Origin of the sequence: Sphingomonas sp. DBB INV C78 (assembly GCF_042693015.1) — a bacterium.
Taxonomy (GTDB): Bacteria; Pseudomonadota; Alphaproteobacteria; order Sphingomonadales; family Sphingomonadaceae; genus Sphingomonas_E.
Map to the genome: position 1 here is coordinate 5086048 of NZ_CP170544.1, position 19891 is coordinate 5105938.

The 19891-nt window shown below is 66.6% G+C and carries 18 protein-coding genes; 11 read left to right on the plus strand and 7 right to left on the minus strand.

The window, feature by feature from the left end; genetic code table 11:
* Window positions 1-19: 19 nt before the first annotated feature.
* Complete coding sequence (locus tag ACFB49_RS24270; RefSeq protein ID WP_380874479.1) at window positions 20-1027, plus strand: alpha/beta fold hydrolase; 1008 nt, start codon at window positions 20-22, stop codon at window positions 1025-1027.
* On the opposite strand, the gene ACFB49_RS24275 is transcribed toward ACFB49_RS24270, so the two are convergent.
* The 3 genes from ACFB49_RS24275 to otsB are packed head-to-tail and all read right to left on the minus strand — an operon-like array spanning window position 1024 to window position 4936.
* Window positions 1024-2415 (minus strand): trehalose-6-phosphate synthase, encoded by a 1392-nt coding sequence (locus tag ACFB49_RS24275; RefSeq protein WP_380874480.1) that lies wholly within the window; start codon window positions 2413-2415, stop codon window positions 1024-1026. The two genes, ACFB49_RS24270 and ACFB49_RS24275, sit on opposite strands and share 4 nt — an antisense overlap.
* Entirely contained in the window at window positions 2412-4193 is a 1782-nt protein-coding gene (locus ACFB49_RS24280; RefSeq protein WP_380874482.1) for a glycoside hydrolase family 15 protein, read from the minus strand. Before ACFB49_RS24280 ends, ACFB49_RS24275 begins: the two co-directional genes overlap by 4 nt.
* Window positions 4190-4936 carry a trehalose-phosphatase gene (gene otsB, locus ACFB49_RS24285; RefSeq protein ID WP_380874483.1) on the minus strand — a complete coding sequence of 249 codons (747 nt, stop codon included), beginning with the start codon at window positions 4934-4936 and terminating at the stop codon, window positions 4190-4192. Before otsB ends, ACFB49_RS24280 begins: the two co-directional genes overlap by 4 nt.
* A 187-nt stretch (window positions 4937-5123) precedes the next feature.
* Here otsB and ACFB49_RS24290 point away from each other — a divergent pair, with 187 nt between their 5' ends.
* Complete coding sequence (locus ACFB49_RS24290; RefSeq protein WP_380874485.1) at window positions 5124-5369, plus strand: hypothetical protein; 246 nt, start codon at window positions 5124-5126, stop codon at window positions 5367-5369.
* A gap of 4 nt (window positions 5370-5373) precedes the next feature.
* Here ACFB49_RS24290 and ACFB49_RS24295 read toward each other — a convergent pair whose 3' ends face one another.
* Window positions 5374-6390 (minus strand): alcohol dehydrogenase, encoded by a 1017-nt coding sequence (locus ACFB49_RS24295; RefSeq protein ID WP_380874487.1) that lies wholly within the window; start codon window positions 6388-6390, stop codon window positions 5374-5376.
* A gap of 133 nt (window positions 6391-6523) precedes the next feature.
* Here ACFB49_RS24295 and ACFB49_RS24300 point away from each other — a divergent pair, with 133 nt between their 5' ends.
* From ACFB49_RS24300 to ACFB49_RS24320, 5 genes are read left to right on the plus strand one after another with little or no spacing between them, the layout of a single operon-like run.
* A complete protein-coding gene (locus ACFB49_RS24300) occupies window positions 6524-6952 on the plus strand; it encodes a MarR family transcriptional regulator (RefSeq protein WP_380874488.1) in 429 nt (142 codons plus the stop codon).
* 3 nt (window positions 6953-6955) lie between these two features.
* Window positions 6956-9004, plus strand: coding sequence for an FUSC family protein (locus ACFB49_RS24305; protein WP_380874490.1), 2049 nt, complete (start codon window positions 6956-6958; stop codon window positions 9002-9004).
* Entirely contained in the window at window positions 9001-9216 is a 216-nt protein-coding gene (locus ACFB49_RS24310) for a DUF1656 domain-containing protein (RefSeq protein ID WP_380874492.1), read from the plus strand. The genes ACFB49_RS24305 and ACFB49_RS24310 overlap by 4 nt, the downstream gene beginning before the upstream one ends.
* The gene (locus tag ACFB49_RS24315) at window positions 9213-10118 is read left to right on the plus strand and encodes an efflux RND transporter periplasmic adaptor subunit (protein ID WP_380874494.1); all 906 of its coding nucleotides are present in this window, start codon (window positions 9213-9215) and stop codon (window positions 10116-10118) included. The genes ACFB49_RS24310 and ACFB49_RS24315 overlap by 4 nt, the downstream gene beginning before the upstream one ends.
* Complete coding sequence (locus tag ACFB49_RS24320; RefSeq protein WP_380874495.1) at window positions 10111-11511, plus strand: efflux transporter outer membrane subunit; 1401 nt, start codon at window positions 10111-10113, stop codon at window positions 11509-11511. Before ACFB49_RS24315 ends, ACFB49_RS24320 begins: the two co-directional genes overlap by 8 nt.
* 54 nt (window positions 11512-11565) lie before the next feature.
* Here ACFB49_RS24320 and katG read toward each other — a convergent pair whose 3' ends face one another.
* A complete protein-coding gene (gene katG / locus ACFB49_RS24325; RefSeq protein WP_380874497.1) occupies window positions 11566-13773 on the minus strand; it encodes a catalase/peroxidase HPI in 2208 nt (735 codons plus the stop codon).
* Between the two features lie 250 nt (window positions 13774-14023).
* Between katG and ACFB49_RS24330 the strand changes: the two genes are divergently transcribed.
* Window positions 14024-14377 (plus strand): DUF1622 domain-containing protein, encoded by a 354-nt coding sequence (locus tag ACFB49_RS24330; protein ID WP_380874499.1) that lies wholly within the window; start codon window positions 14024-14026, stop codon window positions 14375-14377.
* A gap of 265 nt (window positions 14378-14642) precedes the next feature.
* Here the strand turns inward: ACFB49_RS24330 and ACFB49_RS24335 are convergent, their stop codons facing one another.
* Window positions 14643-16022: an FAD-containing oxidoreductase gene (locus ACFB49_RS24335; protein WP_380874501.1), complete on the minus strand. Its 1380-nt coding sequence runs from the start codon at window positions 16020-16022 to the stop codon at window positions 14643-14645.
* A complete protein-coding gene (locus ACFB49_RS24340) occupies window positions 16019-16483 on the minus strand; it encodes a DUF4126 domain-containing protein (RefSeq protein WP_380874503.1) in 465 nt (154 codons plus the stop codon). The genes ACFB49_RS24335 and ACFB49_RS24340 overlap by 4 nt, the downstream gene beginning before the upstream one ends.
* 122 nt (window positions 16484-16605) lie before the next feature.
* Between ACFB49_RS24340 and ACFB49_RS24345 the strand changes: the two genes are divergently transcribed.
* From ACFB49_RS24345 to ACFB49_RS24355, 3 genes are all read left to right on the plus strand, one after another.
* The gene (locus ACFB49_RS24345) at window positions 16606-17379 is read left to right on the plus strand and encodes an ATP-binding cassette domain-containing protein (RefSeq protein WP_380874505.1); all 774 of its coding nucleotides are present in this window, start codon (window positions 16606-16608) and stop codon (window positions 17377-17379) included.
* On the plus strand, window positions 17376-18914 hold the full coding sequence (locus ACFB49_RS24350) for an ABC transporter permease/substrate-binding protein (RefSeq protein ID WP_380874507.1): 1539 nt from the start codon (window positions 17376-17378) through the stop codon (window positions 18912-18914). The genes ACFB49_RS24345 and ACFB49_RS24350 overlap by 4 nt, the downstream gene beginning before the upstream one ends.
* Window positions 18915-19116: 202 nt before the next feature.
* A complete protein-coding gene (locus ACFB49_RS24355; RefSeq protein WP_380874508.1) occupies window positions 19117-19839 on the plus strand; it encodes a TetR/AcrR family transcriptional regulator in 723 nt (240 codons plus the stop codon).
* The last annotated feature ends 52 nt before the right edge of the window (window positions 19840-19891 follow it).

Below are 19891 nucleotides of genomic sequence, written 5' to 3' on the forward strand. Positions count from 1 at the left end.
TTCCTTGTGGAGATATCCGATGAGCATCGCCAACCAGCAAAACCTTGCCGATCCGCAACGGCGCCTTTTCCTGGGCGTCCTGGCAGCAGCCCCTTTCGCGCTGTCGCAGGCCGCTGCGGCGCAGCCTCTGGCTTTTCCGGCGCCGAAGCAGGTGACCGCCGGCCCGCTCAGCATCGGCTATGTGGAAATGGGGCCGGCCAAGGGGCGCCCCGTGATCCTGCTCCACGGCTGGCCCTATGATATTCACAGCTTCGCAGACGTCGCGCCGTTGCTGGTGGCAATGGGCTATCGCGTGCTCATTCCCCATCTGCGCGGCTTCGGCACCACCCGCTTTCTGGACGTCCGTGCGGTGCGTAACGCCCAGCAGTCGGTCCTCGCGCTCGATGTGATCGCGCTGATGGATGCGTTACGCATTCCCAGCGCCCTCGTCGCCGGATTCGATTGGGGGGCGCGCACCGCCAATATCGTCGCCGCACTCTGGCCCGAACGCTGTCAGGCGCTGGTGTCGGTCAGCGGCTATTTGATCGGCAGCCAGCAGGCCAATCAAGCACCCCTGCCGCCCAGGGCGGAGCTTGCGTGGTGGTATCAATTCTACTTCGCCACCGAGCGCGGCCGGATCGGCTATGAGCGCAATTATCGCGATTTCGCGCGGCTGATCTGGCAGACAGCGTCGCCGCAATGGGCGTTCGACGATGCGACCTTCGAACGGTCGGCAAAGTCGCTCGACAACCCCGATCATGCCGCGATCACCGTCCATAATTATCGCTGGCGGCTCGGCCTTGCCGCAGGCGATCCGCGCTACGACGGGCTGGAGGCGCGACTGGCGGCCGCACCGATCATCACGGTGCCGACGATCACGCTGGAAGGCGACGCCAATGGTGCGCCCCATCCCGAACCATCGGCCTATGCCCGCAAATTCTCCGGCAAATATGCCCATCGCCTGATCGGCGGCGGCATCGGCCACAATCTGCCGCAGGAGGCGCCGAAGGCCTTCGCCCAGGCGATAATCGATGTCGCCAGCTTCTAGGGCACGCTCCGCAGCAGCACCGGAGGCTGCTCCGCAAACAGCGCCGCCGTGAACCGGCGGCGCCACCACATCACGTCCTGATCCTGAACGCCCTGCATCAGCGCTTTCCAGCGTTGCTTGCGCTCGGCCAGCGGCATGGCGAGCGCCTGCCGGATCGAGTCTGAGATTTCCTCTGCGCTATGGGGGTTCACAAGCAGCGCATCCTTCATCTGCTCGGCCGCCCCGGCAAAGCGCGACAGGATCAGCACGCCCGGATCGTCGGGGTTCTGCGCCGCGACATATTCCTTGGCGACCAGGTTCATCCCGTCGCGCAGCGGGGTTACCAGCCCGATCCGGCTGGCGCGATAGACGCCGGCCAGCACGTCGCGCGAATAGCCCTGATTCACATAGCGGATCGGCACCCAGTCGAGCGCGGCATGCTCGCCATTGATGCGCCCGGCCAGCCCTTCCAGCGCGTTGCGGATCCGCTGATAGCTTTCCACCGACGCGCGAGATGGCGGCGCGATCTGCAATAGCACCACCTCCTTCCGCTCATGCGGATTTTCGGTCAGGAAGCGCTCATAGCCGAGGAAGCGTTCCTCCAGCCCTTTGGAATAATCCAGCCGGTCGACGCCGACGATCAGCGCGCGGCCGACGGCGCTGTGCCGGACGAGATCATATGTTTCGCGTGCCTTGTCGCTGGCGGCCAGCGCAGCGAAATCCTTGGCGTCGATGCCGATCGGGCAGGCGATCAGGCGGACGCGGCGATCGCCGATTTCCAGCACGCCATCCTCGCTCAGCGTGCCGCCCAGTTCCTCGCGGGCATAATCGCAGAAGGATTGCAGCCATTCGTCGGTGTGGAAACCGATGACGTCATATTCGAGCAGCGATTCCACCAGCTCGCGCGCCTCGGGCAGGGTGACGAGCAGCCGGCGCGGCGGCCAGGGGATGTGGAGGAAGAAGCCGATACGGTTGCGCAGGCCCCGTTTGCGCAGCTCGGCGCCCAGCGGGAACATATGATAATCCTGCACCCACACCACGTCCTCCGCCTCGATCAGGGGCATGACGGTATCGGCGAAGCGTTCGTTGGCGCGCTGATAGCCGCCGGCGAAATCGCGCTCATATTCCGCAAGGTCGATGCGGTAATGGAACAGCGGCCACAGCGTACGGTTGGCGTAGCCGTTATAATATTCCTCGATGTCCTGATCCTCCAGATCGACGGTGGCGGTGGTCACGCCGTCCTCGCGCTGGAAGTTGATATGGCCGGTAAACTCGTCGGTACGATTGCCCGACCAGCCGAACCAGATGCCGCCCTGCTCGCGCAAAGCCGAGGTGAGAGCGACGGCCAGGCCGCCTTGGGCGCCGCCGCCGGCGCTGACTCGGTTGGAGATGACGATCAGCCGGCTCATCGCACCGCGCTCCACGGTTTGCTGAGCATCACGGCGCAATTGATCATGCCGACCAGCGAATAGGTCTGCGGATAATTGCCCCACAGCTCGCCGGTGGCAGGGTCGATATCCTCGGATAGCAACCCCGCGGCGGTCCGGCGGGTCAGCATTTCTTCAAACAACAGGCGTCCTTCCTCTGTGCGACCGGTCAGGTGCAGGGCCTCGATCAGCCAAAAGGTGCAGACGTTGAACGCCGTTTCGGGCAGGCCGAAATCATCCTCCGTGGCGTAGCGCAGCATGTGCGATCCGCGCCGCAACCCGGCCTCGATCGCTTCCAGCGTCTTGCGGAAGCGGGGATCGTCCGGCGTCAGGAATTTGAGGTCGAGCAGTTGCAGCACGCTCGCGTCGAGATCGTCGCCGGCGAAGGTGGCGGACATGCGCTGCGTCTCCGCGCGCCAGGCGGCGTCCTCAATGCGCGCGCGGACGTGATCGGCGCGGCTTTGCCAGAAGGCGGCGCGGTCGGTGAGATCCAGCGCCGCGGCGGCGTTCGCCAGCCGGTCGCAGGCCGCCCAGCACATCGCCGCCGAATAGGTGTGGACCGATTGCCGCGTGCGCAATTCCCACAGGCCCGCATCGGGCTCGTCATGGAAGATCCACGCGCGCTCGCCCACTTTCTCCAGCGCCTCGAAATCCTCCAGTCCCGACATGCGGAACAGGCGCTGGTCGATAAAGGCCTGGGTGTTGGACAGGACGATCTGGCCATAGGCATCGTGCTGAATCTGCTCATAGGCCTGGTTGCCGACGCGGACCGGGCCCATGCCGCGATAGCCGGGGAGATTGTCGGCGAAGCCCTCCTCCAGCCGTGCCTCCCCCAGCACGCCGTAAAGCGGCTGGATATGGCCGCCCTTCGCCCCGTCGACGATGTTGCGCAGATAAGCGAGATAGTTTTCGAGCACGTCGAGCGCGCCCAGCCGGTTGAGCGCCTGCACCGTGTAATAGGCATCGCGGATCCAGCAGTAGCGATAATCCCAATTGCGCTGCGACCCGGCATGTTCGGGGATCGAGGTGGTGAGCGCCGCGACGATCGCCCCCGTTTCCTCATGCTGGCAGAGCTTCAGGCTGATCGCGGATCGGATCACCACGTCCTGCCATTCGACCGGGGTGGCGAGGCCCCTCACCCATTCCTGCCATTCGGCCACCGTATCGGCCAGCATCGCATCCACGCTCGGGCCGACATTGCCGGTAAAGCTCTCGTCGGGCCCCAGGAAGAAATGGAGCGGCGCCTCCAGGCGGAAGCTGCGCTCCTCATGCACCATGCCCACCGGCGCTGTGGTGGTCAGGCGCAGGGTCATCGCGTCCATCTGGTAACGGATATGGTTGGTGCCGCCGATCCGCTGTCCGCATTCGCCGCCCCAGCCGCAGGTCGGGCGAAGCCGTACCCGGATGCGCGGGCTGCCGGCGATCGGGCGGACGATCCGGGCGAAGGCGACGGGGCGGTAACTGCGGCCGAGCCGCCGGAAATAGGGGCAGAAATCCACCACCTCGATGATGCTGCCGCCCGCCCCGGTGTGGCGGGTGATCAGGATCGGGGTGTTGCGCAGATATTCCTGCTCGATCGCGACACCGTCTTCCAGGTCGATCGCCCAATAGCCCGCCTGCGGTTCGTCGCCGCCGAGCAAGGCGGAGAATAAGGGGTCGCCGTCGACGCGGGGCACGCAGCCCCAGATGAAGCGGCCGGCGCGATCTATCAGGGCGCTGACCTGGCAATTGCCGATCGGCCAGAGATCGAGTGATGTCATGAAATGTCCTTGCAGGCGGCTTCCAGCCAGCGGAGCGCTTCGCCGACGCCGGGCAGCCGATATCGGGCGGCAGTGGTTCGTTCCGGACCGACCAGCACGCCCGCGCCGCCCAGCGCAACGGCCGCCGTGAAGCCCGGCTCGTCGGTCACATCGTCGCCCATGAACAGGGGACGCCCGGACGCGAATGCGGGTTCCGCCATCAGCGTGCGAACGGCGCTGCCCTTGTCGCCGCCCGACGCGCGGACTTCGATCATCATCTTGCCGAATTGCAGTGTCAGCCCGTGCGCGGTCGCCAGGCCCTCGGCGAGCGCGATGCACGTCGCTTCGGCATCGGGCGCCTGGCGGAAATGGAGCGCCGCGCCCAGCGGCTTGTCCTCCACCAGCACGCCGGGAAGCCGGGCCGCCAGGTCGCGCAACTCCTGCAATATGTCGACGAGCGCCGCGGGGCGGGGCGCCATAGATCGCCGCCCGTCCGCCCATTGGAATTGCATGCCATGGCTGCCGACAATGGTCAGCGGCGTCAGGCCGGTCAGCGTCCGCACCTCATCCGCCGGCCGCCCGCTGATCAGCGCGATGCGCCCATCAAGCTTTTGAAATAGCAGCGACAGCAGGCCTGCAAGCCGCTCGTCGACGCGCACGGCGTCCGGCCGCTCGGCGATTTCGACGAGCGTGCCGTCAAAATCGAGGAACAGGCTGGCGTCTCGCAGCAAATTTGCCGGAGGAGCTGGGACCAGGCCATGCATCTCCCCCCTCCTGAAGGCATGCGGCCGCGATGGGAAGCAAGCGGGGCGCCCCAAGAACTCGGCTCACCCCGGTTGAGGGACGGCTCAGCGGGTTATGCGGAAGAAGAATATATTTTTATCAATGACTTGTGTGCGCGCCGGGATGCGTGCTTGAGCGGCGCCCGCGCCACGCCTATGCGCGTCGATGATGACCGATCCCGAAAGTCCAGAGCCGCAGCCCGTATCCGAACTGGCCGATATCCTGCGCCGATTGCGTCAGGGAGACGTCAATCCGGTGTCGCGGGCGCGGGCCTGGGTGGAGGCGGTCGTGCCCTCGCAGGAGCGCGGCCCCGGCTGGGACCGGCACTGGCGCGAACTGGAGGCCTATGCCGCCGGCCGCGGCGTCTGGTCCAGCCGGCGCGACGGGGGCGATGGCGGCGCGATGGGCGAATAGCCGCTCAGCGCATCTTGAGCACCACCCGGAACCGGGCCTTGCCGCTCAGCATATGGTCATAGGCCGCCTGCGCTTCCTCGAACGGGAAAATCTCGTTCATCGAACTCACATCGTTGAGCTTGCTGAAGGCGAGCGTGTCCTCCGAATCCGCGGCGACACCCGAATACCAGCCCTTCACCGTGGCGCGCTTGTTGAGCAAAGCGATCGTGTCGACCGGGAAGGTGCCGACCGCGCCGATCACCATCATCACGCCATTGGGGCCGAGCCCGCCGACGATCGCCTGCATCGCATCCGCGCTGGTGACGGTGGCGATGATCGCGCGGGCGCCGCCCAGCTTGTGCAGCGCCTCGGCGACATCGCCTTCCTGGCTGTCGATATAGTCATGCGCGCCGAGCGAACGGGCCAGTTCCTCCTTGTCCCGGCCGCGATTGACCGCGACGGTGCGGAAACCGAGCCGGCGGGAGAATTGGATGCCGAGATGGCCGAGCCCGCCGACACCATGGACCGCGACGAGATCGCCGGCGCGCGCCCCGCAATTGCGCAGCGCGTTGAAGGTGGTGATGCCGGCGCAGAGCAAGGGTGCGGACTCGATTGCGTCGAGATCGGCGGGGACATGCGCCACGGCCGATGCATCGGCGACGAGATGGGTGGCATAGCCGCCATCGCGGGTGACGCCGGTGATCGCGGTGATCGTCTCGCAGGCGAAGGCGTCGCCGCGGCGGCAGCGGGAGCAATAGCCGCAGGAACCGCCGAACCAGCCGACGCCGGCGCGGTCGCCGACCTGCCAGCCCGAAACCTTGTCGCCGACAGCCGTCACCACGCCGACCACCTCATGCCCCGGCACACGCGGATATTGGATGCCGCCAAAAAGCCCTTGAACCGTCATCACATCGCTGTGGCAGACGCCGCAGGCGTGGACCTCGATCAGCAGTTCGCCGGGGCCGGGGGTGGGGATGGGGCGCTCGACACGCTCAAACTTGCCGCCCGCATGGGGCACGGCCATCGCGATCATGTTCGACATGAGTCTCTCCTCCGCTTCGGGGAAGTGCCGTCGTTATAAGGCCTCCATGTCGTTTTCGAGAAGGGCGCCGGGCCGCACCGTCATTGCCAAAATTTACTTAGATAGCTATCTAACTAAAATGCGACGATCCCAGATGCAGAAGGAGCTGGCCCAGCGGATACCGCTCGTCACCCGCGGCTGGCGACAGCTTGCGGATGCCGCGCTGGCGGAACTCAGGGTTTCCAACTCCATGGCCTGGTGCCTGATCTATCTCGATCGACTTGGGCCGGAGGCACGCCAGATCGATCTTGCGCAGGCGATCGGCATCACCCAGCCGTCCACCGTGCGCGTGCTCGATCAGTTGGAGCTTGGCGGCCTCGTCGAAAGGGAGCAGCATCCCGATGACAAGCGTTCCAATCGTTTGGCGCTCACCGCGGCGGGGAAGGCCTTGTTGGGCAAGATCGACGCACGATTGACCGAGTTGCGCGACGAATTGTTCGCCGGCATTCCCGATGCCGATATCGCCAATATGCTTCGCGTGATCGACAGCGTCTCGGCCCGCATTGCGGAAAGGCGGGGATGACGCATGGGAAAGCGGTTCGGCATGCCGGCGGCTCTGTTCTCGCTGAAATGCTTCGCCGCGGCGATGCTGGCGCTGTTCGTTGCGTTCAGCATCGGGCTTGAACGGCCTTATTGGGCGTTCCTCACCTCCTATATCGTTGCCCAGCCTCTCGCCGGCGCGGTGATATCCAAGGCTATCTTCCGGCTGGTTGGCACCTTCGTGGGGGCGGCCGCCGCGGTGGCGATGGTGCCGCCGCTGGTCAATACGCCCGAACTGCTCTGCCTTGCCATCGCCAGCTGGCTGGCGCTGTGCGTGTTCGTCTCGCTGCTCGATCGCACGCCGCGCTCCTATATGTTCGTGCTGGCGGGTTACAGCGCCTGCATCATCGGTCTGCCGAGCGTCGATGCGCCGGGCCAGATCTTCACCGTCGCCTCGCTCCGCGTGCAGGAAATCAGCATCGGTATCCTGTGCGCCAGCCTGATCCATGGCGTCGTGCTGCCCGGATCGATCACCGGCCTGTTGCTGACACGCGTGCAGGGCATATTGCGCGATGCCGAACGCTGGTCGCGCGACGCCATCGCCACCGATCCTGTGCCGGAACTGGAGGCCGAGCGTCGCCGGCTGGCGCAGGACGTGACGGAACTGCACCAGCTTTCGATCCATCTGCCCTTCGATGTTTCGCGTCAGGCGCCGCGCGTCCGCACGGTGCGCGCGATGCAGGATCAGCTTTCCATGCTGCTGCCGCTGGGCGCGGCCGTGCAGGATCGGCTGGAGACTTTCCGGCGCGACGGCGGCACCGTGTCGCGAAAGATCAAGGAATTGATTGCGGACGTCCGCAAATGGCTGGCCGATCCCGGTGACGATCGCCCGGCGCGGACGGCCGCGGCGGAGGCGCTGATCGCCCGCTGCGTCGCGCTGGAGCCGCCCGCCGGCACCGATCTGCACTGGCGGGAAATGCTGCGGCTGAGCCTGCTGGCGCGGCTCGCGACCTTGATCGCCGTCCATCGCGATTGCCGCGACCTGCTCGATCAGATGGTGACGCACAGCCGCTCGCCGGTCAGCCCGCAGGTGGCGGTGCTGCTCGAACAGCGGCGCAATCGCGAGCTGCATCGCGATTATGCCGGTGCCGCGCGCGCCGCGTTCAGCGCCTTCGTCACCTTGCTCGTCGGCTGCGCCTTGTGGATCGGCAGCGGCTGGCATGATGGCAGCACCGCGGTGATGCTGGCGGGCGTGTTCCTCGCGCTCTTTTCTGCCGCGGACAATCCGATCGCGCCGCTCAAGGGTTTCATGGTGGGGACGCTGATCGCCTCGATCGTTGGCGCCATCTATGGCTATGCGATCCTGCCGCGGCTCGATGGCTTTCCGATGTTGGCGGCGGCACTGGCGCCAGTCCTTCTGGTCGGCGGCGCTTTGATGGCCTCGCCGCGCTACGGTGGCATCGCCTTGCCCGCGATGATGGGTCTGGGTAGCCCGGCTCTGCTTTCGGCAAGCTATGTCAACGAGTTTCAGGCTTTCATCAACGGCTCGCTCGCCCAGCTTATCGGCATCTGGTTTGCGATCGTGATGGTCGGCCTGCTCCAGTCGGCCGGCGCGCGCGGCGCGATAAAGCGGACGATCCGGGCGGGCTGGGCGGACATCGCCAGTCGCGCGAACCTGATGACCCCGCCCGACGTGCGCGGATGGATCAACCGCATGCTCGATCGGATCGGCCTGCTCGCGCCGCGGCTGGCCGCGATCGGGCAGGACAGCGGCCAGCCGCTCTATGACGCGCTCCGCGATCTGCGCACCGGCGTCGCGATCGGCGAACTGCGCCAGTTGCGGCTCGATCTGCCGCCGGCGGAAGGGGCTCCCTTGACCGGCGTGCTCGCCGGGGTCGGCGCATATTATCGCGGGCTCGATCCGCAGGCGCCCGCACCTGCCGAACCCGCCTTGCTCCACGACATCGACGCCGCCATTGCCGATCTTTCCGCCAATGAGGCACCCGCCGTCCGCCGCGATGCGACGCTGGGCCTCGTCAGCCTGCGCCGCAACCTCTTCCCCGATGCCGCGGGATACCGGAGGCTCGCCGCATGATCGGCGAAGTCTCCTTCGGCGGCGTGTTCGTGCCGACCCTGCTCGTGCTCGGGCTGGTCGCGATGGCGCTCACCTTCGTCGTCACCCGGCTGGTCGGCGCCTTCGGCCTCTATCGTTTCGTCGCTTATCGTGCGCTCGTCGATCTCAGCCTGTTCGTGCTGCTGCTCGGCCTGCTCGCTTACCTCGTTCCGTATCTTGGATTGCGCCTATGAACCGCTTCTTCGCCACGCTGGGCCGCAGCGCTGCCACCATCATCATCGTCGTCGCGGCATTGCTCGTCGCGATCTGGATGTGGAACCATTATGAGCGCAGCCCCTGGACGCGCGACGGGCGGGTGCGGGCGGACGTGGTGCGGGTGACGCCCGACATTGGTGGCCTCATCACCTCGGTCGCGGTGAGGGACAACCAGGCGGTGAAGGCCGGCGACCTGCTGTTCGTCATCGATACGCCGCGTTACGCGCTGGCGCTGGAACAGGCCGACGCGCAGGTGGCGAGCGCGCGGGCAACGCTCGGACAGGCGCAGCGCGAGGCGAAGCGCGATCTTGCGCTGGGCGATCTCGTCGCGACCGAGGCGCATGAACAGAATGTCGCTGCTGTCGCCACCGCACAGGCCGCCTTGGCGCAGGCGATGAGCGCACGCGACGGTGCTGCGCTCAATCTCCGGCGGACGCGCGTGCTCGCCTCAGTCAACGGCGTCGTCACCAATCTCGATCTCCATCCGGGCGATTTCGTCGCCGCCGGCCAGCAGGCGATGGCGCTGATTGATCGGGATAGCCTGCGCATTGAGGGCTATTTCGAGGAGACCAAGCTGCCGATGATCTGCCTCGGCGCGCCGGTGCGGGTGCGGCTGATGGGCGAGGCGAGCGACCTCAACGGCCATGTCGACAGCATCGCTTATGGCATCAACGATTCCAGCCGCAGCGACAGCGGCAACCTGCTGCCCACGGTCGAACCGACCTTCTCCTGGGTCCGGCTGGCGCAGCGCATTCCGGTGCGGGTGAAGCTCGACAATGTCCCCGCCAACATGCGGCTGATCGCCGGGCGGACGGCGACGGTGACAGTGGAGCCGGCCAAGGACGATGACGGGCGCAAGGGAAATTGCCCCCATGCCTAAGTCGCTTGGCGCATCCTTCCTGATGCTGGTTCTGGCGGCCTGCGCGAGCGTGGGGCCGGATTACCGCCCGCCCGAAAATTCCGCCGCAACCACGCCCGCTGCGACCGGTGCCTTCCAGTCGGCCGGGCCGGGTGTGGACGGCAGTGCGCCTTTGCCCGAACGCTGGTGGCGCCTCTACAATGATCCGCGGCTTGATGGCTTGGTCGAACAGGCGCTTTCCGCCAATACCGATCTCCGCGTCGCCCAGGCCAATCTGGCGCAGGCCGAATCCGTGCTGCGCGAGGCGGAGGCGCGGGGGACGATCTCCACCTCGGTCGATGGTGGCGCGTCGCTGGCACGGCTGGCGGGCACCAACCGCTCGCTGCCCGGATCGGTCGCCTATGATTTCGGGCTGAACGCATCCTATCCGCTCGACCTCAACGGCCGCATCCGCCGCGCGATCGAAGCCAGCAGCGCGGATATCGCGGCGACGGCCGCGGCGCGCGATTTCGTGCGGATGAGCGTCGCGGCGGCGACCGCGCGGGCCTACACGCAGGTCTGCTCGGCCAATTATCTGTTGGGCGTCAACCGCCGGGTGGTGGCGTTGCAGCGCGACACCGCCGATGCGACGCAGCGCCTGTTCAAGGGCGGGCGCGGCACCGCCTTTGACGTCAGCCGCGCCGAAACCGCCGTCCGGACGAGCGAGGCGGCGCTTCCCGTCTTTGAAGGACGGCGCCAATCCGCGCTCTATCTGCTCGCCACCTTGCTGGGCCGCGCACCTGCCGATTATCCGCGCGAGGCCGAAGGCTGCACCGCCTTGCCCTCGCTCAGCCGCCCGCTCCCGGTCGGCGATGGCGCCGCGTTGATCCGCCGCCGGCCCGATATCCGCCAGGCGGAACGGACAATCGCCGGCGATACCGCGCGCATCGGCGTCGCGACTGCGGATCTTTATCCCGACATTGCCATTGGCGGATCGGTGGGGCTGACGGGGCCGCTCGGCGATCTGGGCGACACATCCGCTTTCCGCTTCAGCCTTGGGCCGTTGCTGAGTTGGTCCTTCCCCAATCGATCGGTCGCGCGTGCCCGCATCGCCCAGGCGGATGCCGCCGTGCAGGCTGATCTCGCCGCATTCGACGGCACCGTGATCGAGGCGCTTCGCCAGACCGAAACCGCGCTCGAAACCTATCGCCGTGATATCGAGACCGCCGCGGCGCTCACCCGCGCGAGCCAATCTGCCTCGCTGTCGGAAGGGCAGGCGCGGCGACTGTTCCGCTTCGGCCGCGGGGATTTCCTGTCATTGCTGGATGCGCAGCGCAGCTATGCCCGCGCCGAAGCGGAAAGCGCCTCGGCGCAGACGCAGCTTCTCGATGACCAGATATCCATCTTCCTCAGCCTCGGCGGCGGCTGGGAATAAGGTCGCGCCGCCCTGCCGTGGACCCTGAAATCCACGGCAGGGCGAGCGGATGGATCAGGCCGTCAGATCAAAGCGATCCGCGTTCATCACCTTGGCCCAGGCAGCGACGAAGTCCTTCACGAACTTCTCGCCTGCATCGCCCGCGGCATAGACCTCGGAAAGCGCGCGGAGCTGCGAGTTGGAGCCGAACACCAGGTCGGTCCGCGTTGCCGTCCATTTCTGCTGGTCGGTCTTGCGGTCCGTGCCGATGAACACTTCATCGCCGGTCGGGTCTTCCTCCTTCCACGCCGTTCCCATGTCGAGCAGGTTGACGAAGAAGTCGTTGGTCAACTGCCCCGGCCGGGTGGTGAGCACGCCATGCCTGGAGCCGCCATGATTGGCGGCGAGCACGCGAAGGCCGCCGACCAGCACCACCATCTCGGGCGCGCTGAGGTTGAGCAACTGCGACCGGTCGATCAGCAGTTCCTCGGTCGGCACGTTGAAGCGGACCTGCAGATAGTTGCGGAAACCGTCGGCCTTGGGCTCCAGCGGTTCGAAGCTCGCCGCGTCGGTCTGCTCCGCAGTCGCGTCGCCGCGGCCCGAGCTGAAGGGCACAGTGACATTGTGGCCGGCATCCTTGGCCGCTTTCTCGACGCCGACATTGCCGCCCAGCACAATCAGGTCGGCTATGCTCACCCTGCCTCCGAAATCGGACCGGATGGACTCATAGGCCGCCAGCACCTTGGCGAGTTCCGCCGGCTCGTTGACGTCCCAATCCTTCTGCGGGGCAAGCCGGAGACGCGCGCCATTGGCGCCGCCGCGCTTGTCCGAATTGCGGAAGGTGGAGGCCGACGCCCAAGCGGTCTTGACGAGCTGGCCGACGCTCAGGCCCGAAGCGGCGATCTTGCCCTTCAGTGCCGACACGTCCGCGTCGCTCAGCGTCTGCCCGGCCGGGATTGGGTCCTGCCAGATCAGGTCCTCCGCCGGCACTTCCGGCCCGAGGTAACGGGCCTTCGGTCCCATATCGCGATGGGTGAGCTTGAACCAGGCGCGGGCGAAGGCGTCCGCGAACTGGTCCGGGTTCTGATAGAAGCGCTCCGAAATCTTGCGATATTCGGGGTCCATCTTCAGCGCCATGTCGGCAGTCGTCATCATCGTCGGCACGCGGCGGCTAGGGCTGTGCGCACCCGGCGCCAGATCCTCCGGCTTCTGATTTACCGGCTGCCACTGCTGCGCACCGGCGGGGCTCCGCACCAGTTCATAATCATATTCGAACAGCATGCGGAAATAATTGTGCGACCATTGGACAGGGGTGGGCACCCACGATCCTTCGATGCCGCTGGTGATCGTATGATCGCCGACGCCGCTTTCATGCCCGCTCTGCCAGCCCAGGCCCTGCTGGGCGATGTCCGCGCCCTCCGGCTCCGCGCCCACCTTGGAGGCGTCGCCCGCGCCATGGGCCTTGCCGAAGGTGTGGCCGCCGGCGGTGAGCGCGATCGTCTCCTCGTCGTTCATCGCCATCCGGGCAAAGGTCTCGCGCATGTCGCGGGCGGATTGCAGCGGATCGGGGTTGCCGCCCGGGCCTTCCGGATTGACGTAGATGAGACCCATCTGGATCGCCGCGAGCGGGCTTTCGAGCGCCATCTCCCGGTCGGGCTGGATGCGCGTTTCATTCTTTTCGTGGCCGACCCAGAATTCCTCGGTTCCCCAGTAAATGTCCTTCTCGGGCTCGAACACGTCCTCGCGCCCGCCGCCGAAGCCGAAGACGGGGCCGCCCATCGATTCGATCGCGACGTTGCCGGCCAGGATCATCAGGTCCGCCCAGCTCAGCTTGGCGCCATATTTCTGCTTGATCGGCCACAGCAGGCGGCGCGCCTTGTCGAGATTGGCATTGTCCGGCCAGCTGTTGAGCGGGGCGAAACGCTGCGTGCCTGAAGAGGCGCCGCCGCGGCCGTCGCCGGTGCGATAGGTGCCGGCGGAGTGCCATGCCATGCGGATGAAGAAGGGGCCATAATGCCCATAATCGGCCGGCCACCAGGGCTGGCTGTCGGTCATCAGCGCGGTGAGGTCTTTCTTCATCGCAGCATAATCAAGCGACTTGAACGCCTTCACATAATCGAAGTCGTCGCCCATCGGGTTGCTGCTGAGCCCGTTCTGCTGGAGGATATCGAGCGAGAGCTGGTTGGGCCACCAGTCGCGATTGGTGCGGCCGAGCAGCGATCGCAGCGCTGCCGGTTCCTTGCCAGGATCGTTCAAAGGGCTGCCACTGGTTTTAGCATCCATCTCCGTTCTCCTCTCCGCGTGGGCTTTAGGGCTTGCAGACTAGAGGACCGGTCCCGATCGGCACAGCGAACAAGATCGGTCAGTCAGAACTAGAAATTCGATCAATGCCCGATCGTTGGGGCAGGGACGCGCTGGATTCCCACCGATGCTACACCGCGCTTGATCAAGGGGCGAGTCCGTTCAGGGTTTCACCCGATTGCCCGGCAATTTGAACGATGAAAGCCTGTCCGTGCGGGTCAGGAGCCAGGCCATGGAAGCAACGCTGAAGCTGATCGCGTCTTATTCGGCGCTGATCCTGGAGATGACGGTGGTGATCATCGTCGTCTATGGCGCGCTGGAGGCCCTTGTTCGTGTGCTCCACCATCTCGCGACGAAGCGGCCGCAGGATTGGTCGCGCCGGGCGGTATGGCTCCGCTTCGCCACCTGGATATTGCTGGCGCTGGAATTCGCGCTGGGCGCGGACATCATCCGCACCGCCGTTGCGCCGACATGGGACGATATCGGCAAGCTCGCCGCCATCGCCGCGATCCGCACCGGCCTCAGCTTTTTCCTCGAACGCGACATCGAATCGATCGGCGAGACGCGCAGCGCGGATGAAGGGTAGGGGGACGCCCCGGTCCCGGACGGCGGACGCCAGCAACCTCTTTTCGTCACCCCGGACTTGTTCCGGGGTCCACCGCGATGCTGGGCGAATTGCCAGCGGCTCAAGTCTGAACAGCGCCGCCTGATCCGATGCAACGTCGGTACTCGATCGTCAACGGCAGTGCGTGCGGCATGGTGGACCCCGGAACAAGTCCGGGGTGACGATGGAGCGGATGACAGCTTCCCCCAAACCCAGCGGTGGCTCACCACCGATCTGTCGCGACACCCTATGCCGCCGGCTTCATGTCGCCCAGCAGGGTTGGGATCAGTTCCGAAACCGTGGGATGGATCGGCACCGCCCATTGCAGTTCGGGATAGGGGGCATCCGCGCTCATCATGTCGAGCACGCCGTGGATCGCCTCGTCGCCGTTCGTGCCCAATATCGCCGCGCCCAGGATGCGCTTGGTCTCGGCGTCCGCCACCACCTTCATGAAGCCCTGCGTCTCGCCTTTCTCGACCGCGCGGCCGACGCGCGTCATCGGCCGCTTGGAGACCAACAGGGGCCGGCTGGTCTTGCGCGCTTCCGTCTCCGACAGGCCGGCGCGGCCCAGTGGCGGATCGATATAGAGCGCATAGCCGGGAACACGGGCGGCGAGGCTGCGGTCCTGCCCGTCCAGCAGATTGGCGGCGATGATCTCATAATCATTGTAAGCGGTGTGGGTGAAGGCGCCGCGGCCGTTGCAGTCGCCCATCGCCCAGACCCCCGGCGCATTGGTCTGCAGCCGATCGTCGACCGTGATGTAGCCGCGCGGATCGGTGGCGATGCCCGCCGCCTCCAGCCCGAGATCGTCCGTATTGGGCTTTCGTCCGACGGCGAGCAGCACATGGCTTCCTACCACCGTCGGCGCGCCGGACGTGCAATCCACGCCCACCTCCACGCCATCGCCGCGAGGGGTGAAGCTGATGCATTCGGCCTGGGTGCGGATCGTGATCCCCTCGCGCTCCAATATCTCGCGCACGGCGGTGGAGATATCCTCATCCTCGCGGGCGATCAGCCGAGGGCCTTTCTCGACGATCGTCACCTCGGCGCCGAAGCGGCGATACATCTGGCCGAACTCCAGCCCGATATAGCTGCCGCCGACGACCACCAGATGCCGCGGCACTTCGTCGAGCGTCAGGATGCCGGTGTTGGTCAGGAAATCCACATCGTCCACGCCCGGCATGTCCGGCACAAAAGCGCGACCGCCGACATTGATGAAGATCTGCTCGGCGCCGATCCGCTCGCCATTCACCTCGATTTCGCGCGGGGCCACGAAGCGGGCGTGGCCGCGGATCACCGTCAGCCCCGCCATGCCGCCCAGCCATTTTTCGACATTGCCGCGGGCGTCGTGGATCACCTTGTCGGCGCGCGCCTTCACCGTCTTCATGTCGATGCGGACGGGGGCGTCGATCAGCACGCCATAATCGCCGCCGCGCCGGGCGAGATGCGCGGCATAGGCGCTGGCGACGAGCGTCTTGGTCGGCATGCAGCCGGTATTGACGCAGGTGCCGCCGAACAATTTGCGCTCGATCAGCGCCACCTTCCGCCCCGCCGTCGTCAGCCGCCCCGCGAGCGCCGGTCCGGCCTGGCCGGCACCGATGACGATCGCGTCATAGGTGGTGGTCATCGCAGCACACAGATGATCAGGAAGGCGCCAAGGATCGCCAGGGCATCTTCGATCAGGGCGGCGGGAAGGTCGCGCCCGAACCGCGCCGCAAGCTGCGCCCGCCCGGCCGCGCCGCCCAGCGTGCCGATCACCGCCCCGACGGCGCCCGCCGCCAGCCCCGCAAGCGTCATGCCGGCGGCCGAACAGAGCGTCGCACCGGCCAGCCCGCCCATGATGATCCGCGTCGCGAACTGCACCGGCACCTTGCGGCTGGGGGTGGACGGCAACTGGTCCGTCACCAGCTCGGCCAAGGCGAGCAGCCCGAAAATCCACGGCGTGAAGCGATAGCCCATGAAGGCCGTCCAGTCGCCAGGCGCGGCCACGCAGCCGAGATGGATCGCCCAGGCGACCGCCGCCGGCGCCGTCATCGCCCTCAGCCCGGCGATGACCCCAATCAACAGCGCACCCAGCAGCAGGATCATCCGAACCTCCGAACCGTTTGACGGAGCATGAAGCTTGCGATGGCCGCCGTCGAGTCCCTCCTGTCGAGGCCATCCCACCGCTTTTGCTTGCTTTTGGGTTGGATCGCCGGAACCCTCGCGCGGTGACAGCGCCACCTATCATTGCCCTGACCGGTGTCAGCAAGCGCCATGGCGATCATGTCGCGCTCGATCGCGTCGATCTGGCGGTGGACGCCGGCAGCTTCGTCGCTTTGGTCGGCCCGTCGGGTGCGGGCAAGACGACGCTGCTCAAGACGATCAACCGGCTGGTCACGCCCGACGAAGGCGCGGTGCTTGTCGATGGCGCCGATGTCCGCACAGTCCCCGTTCAAGCGCTGCGGCGGGGGATCGGCTATGTCTTCCAGGGCATCGGCCTCTTCCCCCATATGACGGTCGCCCAGAATATCTGGATCGTCCCCGATCTCGCCGGTGTTCCGGCGGATGGCCGAACGGATCGCGTGGCGGAACTACTGGCATTGGTCGCGCTGCCACCGGACATGGCCGGCCGCCTCCCGGCCGAGCTTTCGGGCGGGCAGGCGCAGCGCGTCGGCCTGGCACGCGCGCTGGCGAACGGCCCGCAGATCATGCTGATGGACGAACCCTTCGGCGCGCTCGATCCGATCACGCGCGACGGGCTCCGCACCGCCTATCGCGCACTGCACGATCGGCTCGGCCTCACAACGATCATGGTGACGCACGATATGGAGGAAGCGCTGCTGCTGGCGGATCGCGTGGTGGTGCTCGATCGCGGTCGCATCCGCGCTGATGCTCCACCGGCGGATCTGCTCGCCGGCCATGGCGATGCGCTGGTCCAGGAAATGACCGCGCTCCCCCGCAGCAATGTCGATCGGCTCGCTGCGCTGATGCGGCAACCATGAACCCCGCCTTCGCCGCCGCCTTGGCCGATCTGCCGCAACTAGCCGCGCAGCATCTGCTGCTCAGCGGTTGCGCGCTGCTGGTGGCGGTGGTGCTGGGTTCCGCCGTGGCGCTCTGGCTCGTGCGCCGTCCCTCGGCGCGTGCGCCAGTGCTCGGCGCGATCGCGCTGGCGCAGACGATCCCCGCGATCGCATTGCTTGCGCTCTTCTATCCGGCGCTGGTGCTGGCGGGGCAGGTGACGACGCTGCCGATCCCCGCGCTCGGCTTCCTGCCCGCTTTCCTCGCGCTCAGCCTCTATGCCCTGCTGCCGATCGTCCGCAACGGCGTCGCCGCGCTGGAGAGCATCGATCCCGCCGTGATCGAGGCGGCCGACGCCATGGGCATGACAGGGCGCCAGCGTCTGATGCGGGTCGAACTGCCGCTCGGCGCGCCGATCTGGCTGGCTGGCATCCGCACCGCTGCGGTCTGGACGATCGGCACCGCCACGCTCGCCACCACCGTCGGCCAATCCAGCCTCGGCAATCTCATCTTCTCCGGGCTGCAGACGGAGGATTGGCCGCGCGTGCTGGTGGGCTGCTGCGCCGCCGCACTGCTGGCGCTGCTGGTCGATGGCCTGCTCGCGCTCATCGAAACCGGCGTCGCGCGCCGCTCGCCGGGCCGACTGCTGGCGGGCGGGGCGCTGATCGCGACGCTGCTGGCCGCCGCTGGCCTCGTCGCCTTCGCGCCCAATGCGAGGGCGGCACCCATCATCATCGGTGCCAAGAATTTCTCGGAGCAATATATCCTCGCCGCCTTGATCGAGGATCGGCTGACGGCAGCCGGTTACCGCGTCGAACGTCGCGACAATCTCGGCTCGGCCATCGCCTATCGCGCACTCGCGGCCGGGGATGTGGACGTTTACGTCGATTATAGCGGCACCTTATGGGCCAACGTCCTCCAGCGACGCGATACGCCGCCGCCGGGGCGTATGCTCGAAGAACTCGGCACCGCGCTGAAACAGCGGGATAATGTGCGCCTGCTCGGGCCATTGGGTTTCGAAAACGCCTATGCGCTGGCGATGAAGCGCAGCCGGGCACAGGCGCTGAACATCCGCTCGCTCGACGATCTTGCCGCCGCCGCGCCCAAGCTGCGGCTCGCCAGCGATCTCGAATTTCTCAACCGCCCCGAATGGCGGGCGTTGGCGGCCGCCTATGGCCTCCGCTTCGCCGATCAGCGCGCCTACAGCCCGACCTTCATGTATCGCGCGATCGGGGATGGCAGCGCCGATCTGATCTCCGCCTTCACCTCGGACGGACGGATCGCCGCGCTCGATCTCGTCACGCTTGCCGATCCGCGGCACGCGCTCCCCAATTATGATGCGATACTCCTGCTTTCCCCGCGCCGGGCCAGTGATCGTCGCTTTGTCGATGTGTTGCAGCCGCTGGTGCGCGCCATCCCGATCGATCGGATGCGGCAGGCCAATCTGATGGTCGATCGCACCCAGGACAAGCGCACCCCGGCCGAAGCCGCCCGCTGGCTGCTGCCCCGAGCGCCTTGATCCAGGTTTGAAATCGCCCGATCTGCCGCAAATCCGTGTCAGCGATCGAAGAATGAAGTGGATTCGTCGATTGCCACTCGTTCGGGCGCTTCAATCCTTTACTCTCCAAATCCGACAGGCAGCGCCTTTCCGCGGCGCGCTGTGCGCGTAGATTTCGCCTCAGCCTCCGTTCCGACGCCGCCTGTCCGATAGGGGTGCGAGCATGTTGGAGTTGGGGTCGCCAACGGCATATCTGGTCCGGCCAGAGGCGCGTCTTACCGGCGCGCTGTCGACGCGCAACTGCTACGCCCGGATCGTGGCGACGGCGCGCGAATTGCTGATTGCCCACCCCGGGTCCAGCTTCACCGTCCAGGACATTGCCGATGCGACCGGCCTCAGCCGTCGTGCGGTCTATAATCATTTCCCGAACCCGGAGGCGCTCTACCGCGCCACCTTGCGCGATCTGCTCGGCGAACTGGGCGACATGGTCGAGGTGGACTTGCCGCGCGAGGCGCATCCCGAACAGGCCATCCAGGATTTCGCCTGCTTCGCCACAGCGCTCTTGTCGTCGGATATCAACCTGCTGATCTGGGCCGCCATCATCCGCGATGACGGCGCGGAGGACTGGCTGGCAGCGGCCTATGCGCGGCTGGTGCGTCAGCCGCTGGTGCGCTCGCTCGAAATCTATCTGCTCCACCGGCGCATCCGGGATGATCTGCCGCGGCTCGATCCGGAACGCGCGGCCGAGCAACTCGTCGGTATGATCGAGGCGGCGAGCGTGACGCCCAGCCTGCTCAAGACCGGCCATCAAAGTTCGCCCGCGGCCCGCGAGGCCGAAATCCTCTTCATCGTCGCGAGCTTCATCAACGCCCATCTCGCACCGCGGGAAGCGGTGCCGTCGGCCAAGGTGATGCCGCTGCCGCTGGGCGCCGTCGCCCACCGCTGATCCGGCGCCACCGCGCCCCCTTCCGCCAACACCAAAAAAGAGGCGGGCCATA

Bases quoted from the DNA above. Each gene is read 5' to 3' on its own strand.
- ACFB49_RS24315 (WP_380874494.1), top strand. From the start codon at position 9,213: ATGAACCGCTTCTTCGCCACGCTGGGCCGCAGCGCTGCCACCATCATC.
- ACFB49_RS24330 (WP_380874499.1), top strand. From the start codon at position 14,024: ATGGAAGCAACGCTGAAGCTGATCGCGTCTTATTCGGCGCTGATCCTG.
- ACFB49_RS24275 (WP_380874480.1), bottom strand. From the start codon at position 2,415: ATGAGCCGGCTGATCGTCATCTCCAACCGAGTCAGCGCCGGCGGCGGC.
- ACFB49_RS24320 (WP_380874495.1), top strand. From the start codon at position 10,111: ATGCCTAAGTCGCTTGGCGCATCCTTCCTGATGCTGGTTCTGGCGGCC.
- ACFB49_RS24305 (WP_380874490.1), top strand. From the start codon at position 6,956: ATGGGAAAGCGGTTCGGCATGCCGGCGGCTCTGTTCTCGCTGAAATGC.
- katG (WP_380874497.1), bottom strand. From the start codon at position 13,773: ATGGATGCTAAAACCAGTGGCAGCCCTTTGAACGATCCTGGCAAGGAA.
- ACFB49_RS24300 (WP_380874488.1), top strand. From the start codon at position 6,524: ATGCAGAAGGAGCTGGCCCAGCGGATACCGCTCGTCACCCGCGGCTGG.
- otsB (WP_380874483.1), bottom strand. From the start codon at position 4,936: ATGCATGGCCTGGTCCCAGCTCCTCCGGCAAATTTGCTGCGAGACGCC.
- ACFB49_RS24340 (WP_380874503.1), bottom strand. From the start codon at position 16,483: ATGATCCTGCTGCTGGGTGCGCTGTTGATTGGGGTCATCGCCGGGCTG.
- ACFB49_RS24280 (WP_380874482.1), bottom strand. From the start codon at position 4,193: ATGACATCACTCGATCTCTGGCCGATCGGCAATTGCCAGGTCAGCGCC.
- ACFB49_RS24355 (WP_380874508.1), top strand. From the start codon at position 19,117: ATGTTGGAGTTGGGGTCGCCAACGGCATATCTGGTCCGGCCAGAGGCG.
- ACFB49_RS24310 (WP_380874492.1), top strand. From the start codon at position 9,001: ATGATCGGCGAAGTCTCCTTCGGCGGCGTGTTCGTGCCGACCCTGCTC.
- ACFB49_RS24290 (WP_380874485.1), top strand. From the start codon at position 5,124: ATGACCGATCCCGAAAGTCCAGAGCCGCAGCCCGTATCCGAACTGGCC.
- ACFB49_RS24295 (WP_380874487.1), bottom strand. From the start codon at position 6,390: ATGTCGAACATGATCGCGATGGCCGTGCCCCATGCGGGCGGCAAGTTT.
- ACFB49_RS24270 (WP_380874479.1), top strand. From the start codon at position 20: ATGAGCATCGCCAACCAGCAAAACCTTGCCGATCCGCAACGGCGCCTT.
- ACFB49_RS24335 (WP_380874501.1), bottom strand. From the start codon at position 16,022: ATGACCACCACCTATGACGCGATCGTCATCGGTGCCGGCCAGGCCGGA.
- ACFB49_RS24350 (WP_380874507.1), top strand. From the start codon at position 17,376: ATGAACCCCGCCTTCGCCGCCGCCTTGGCCGATCTGCCGCAACTAGCC.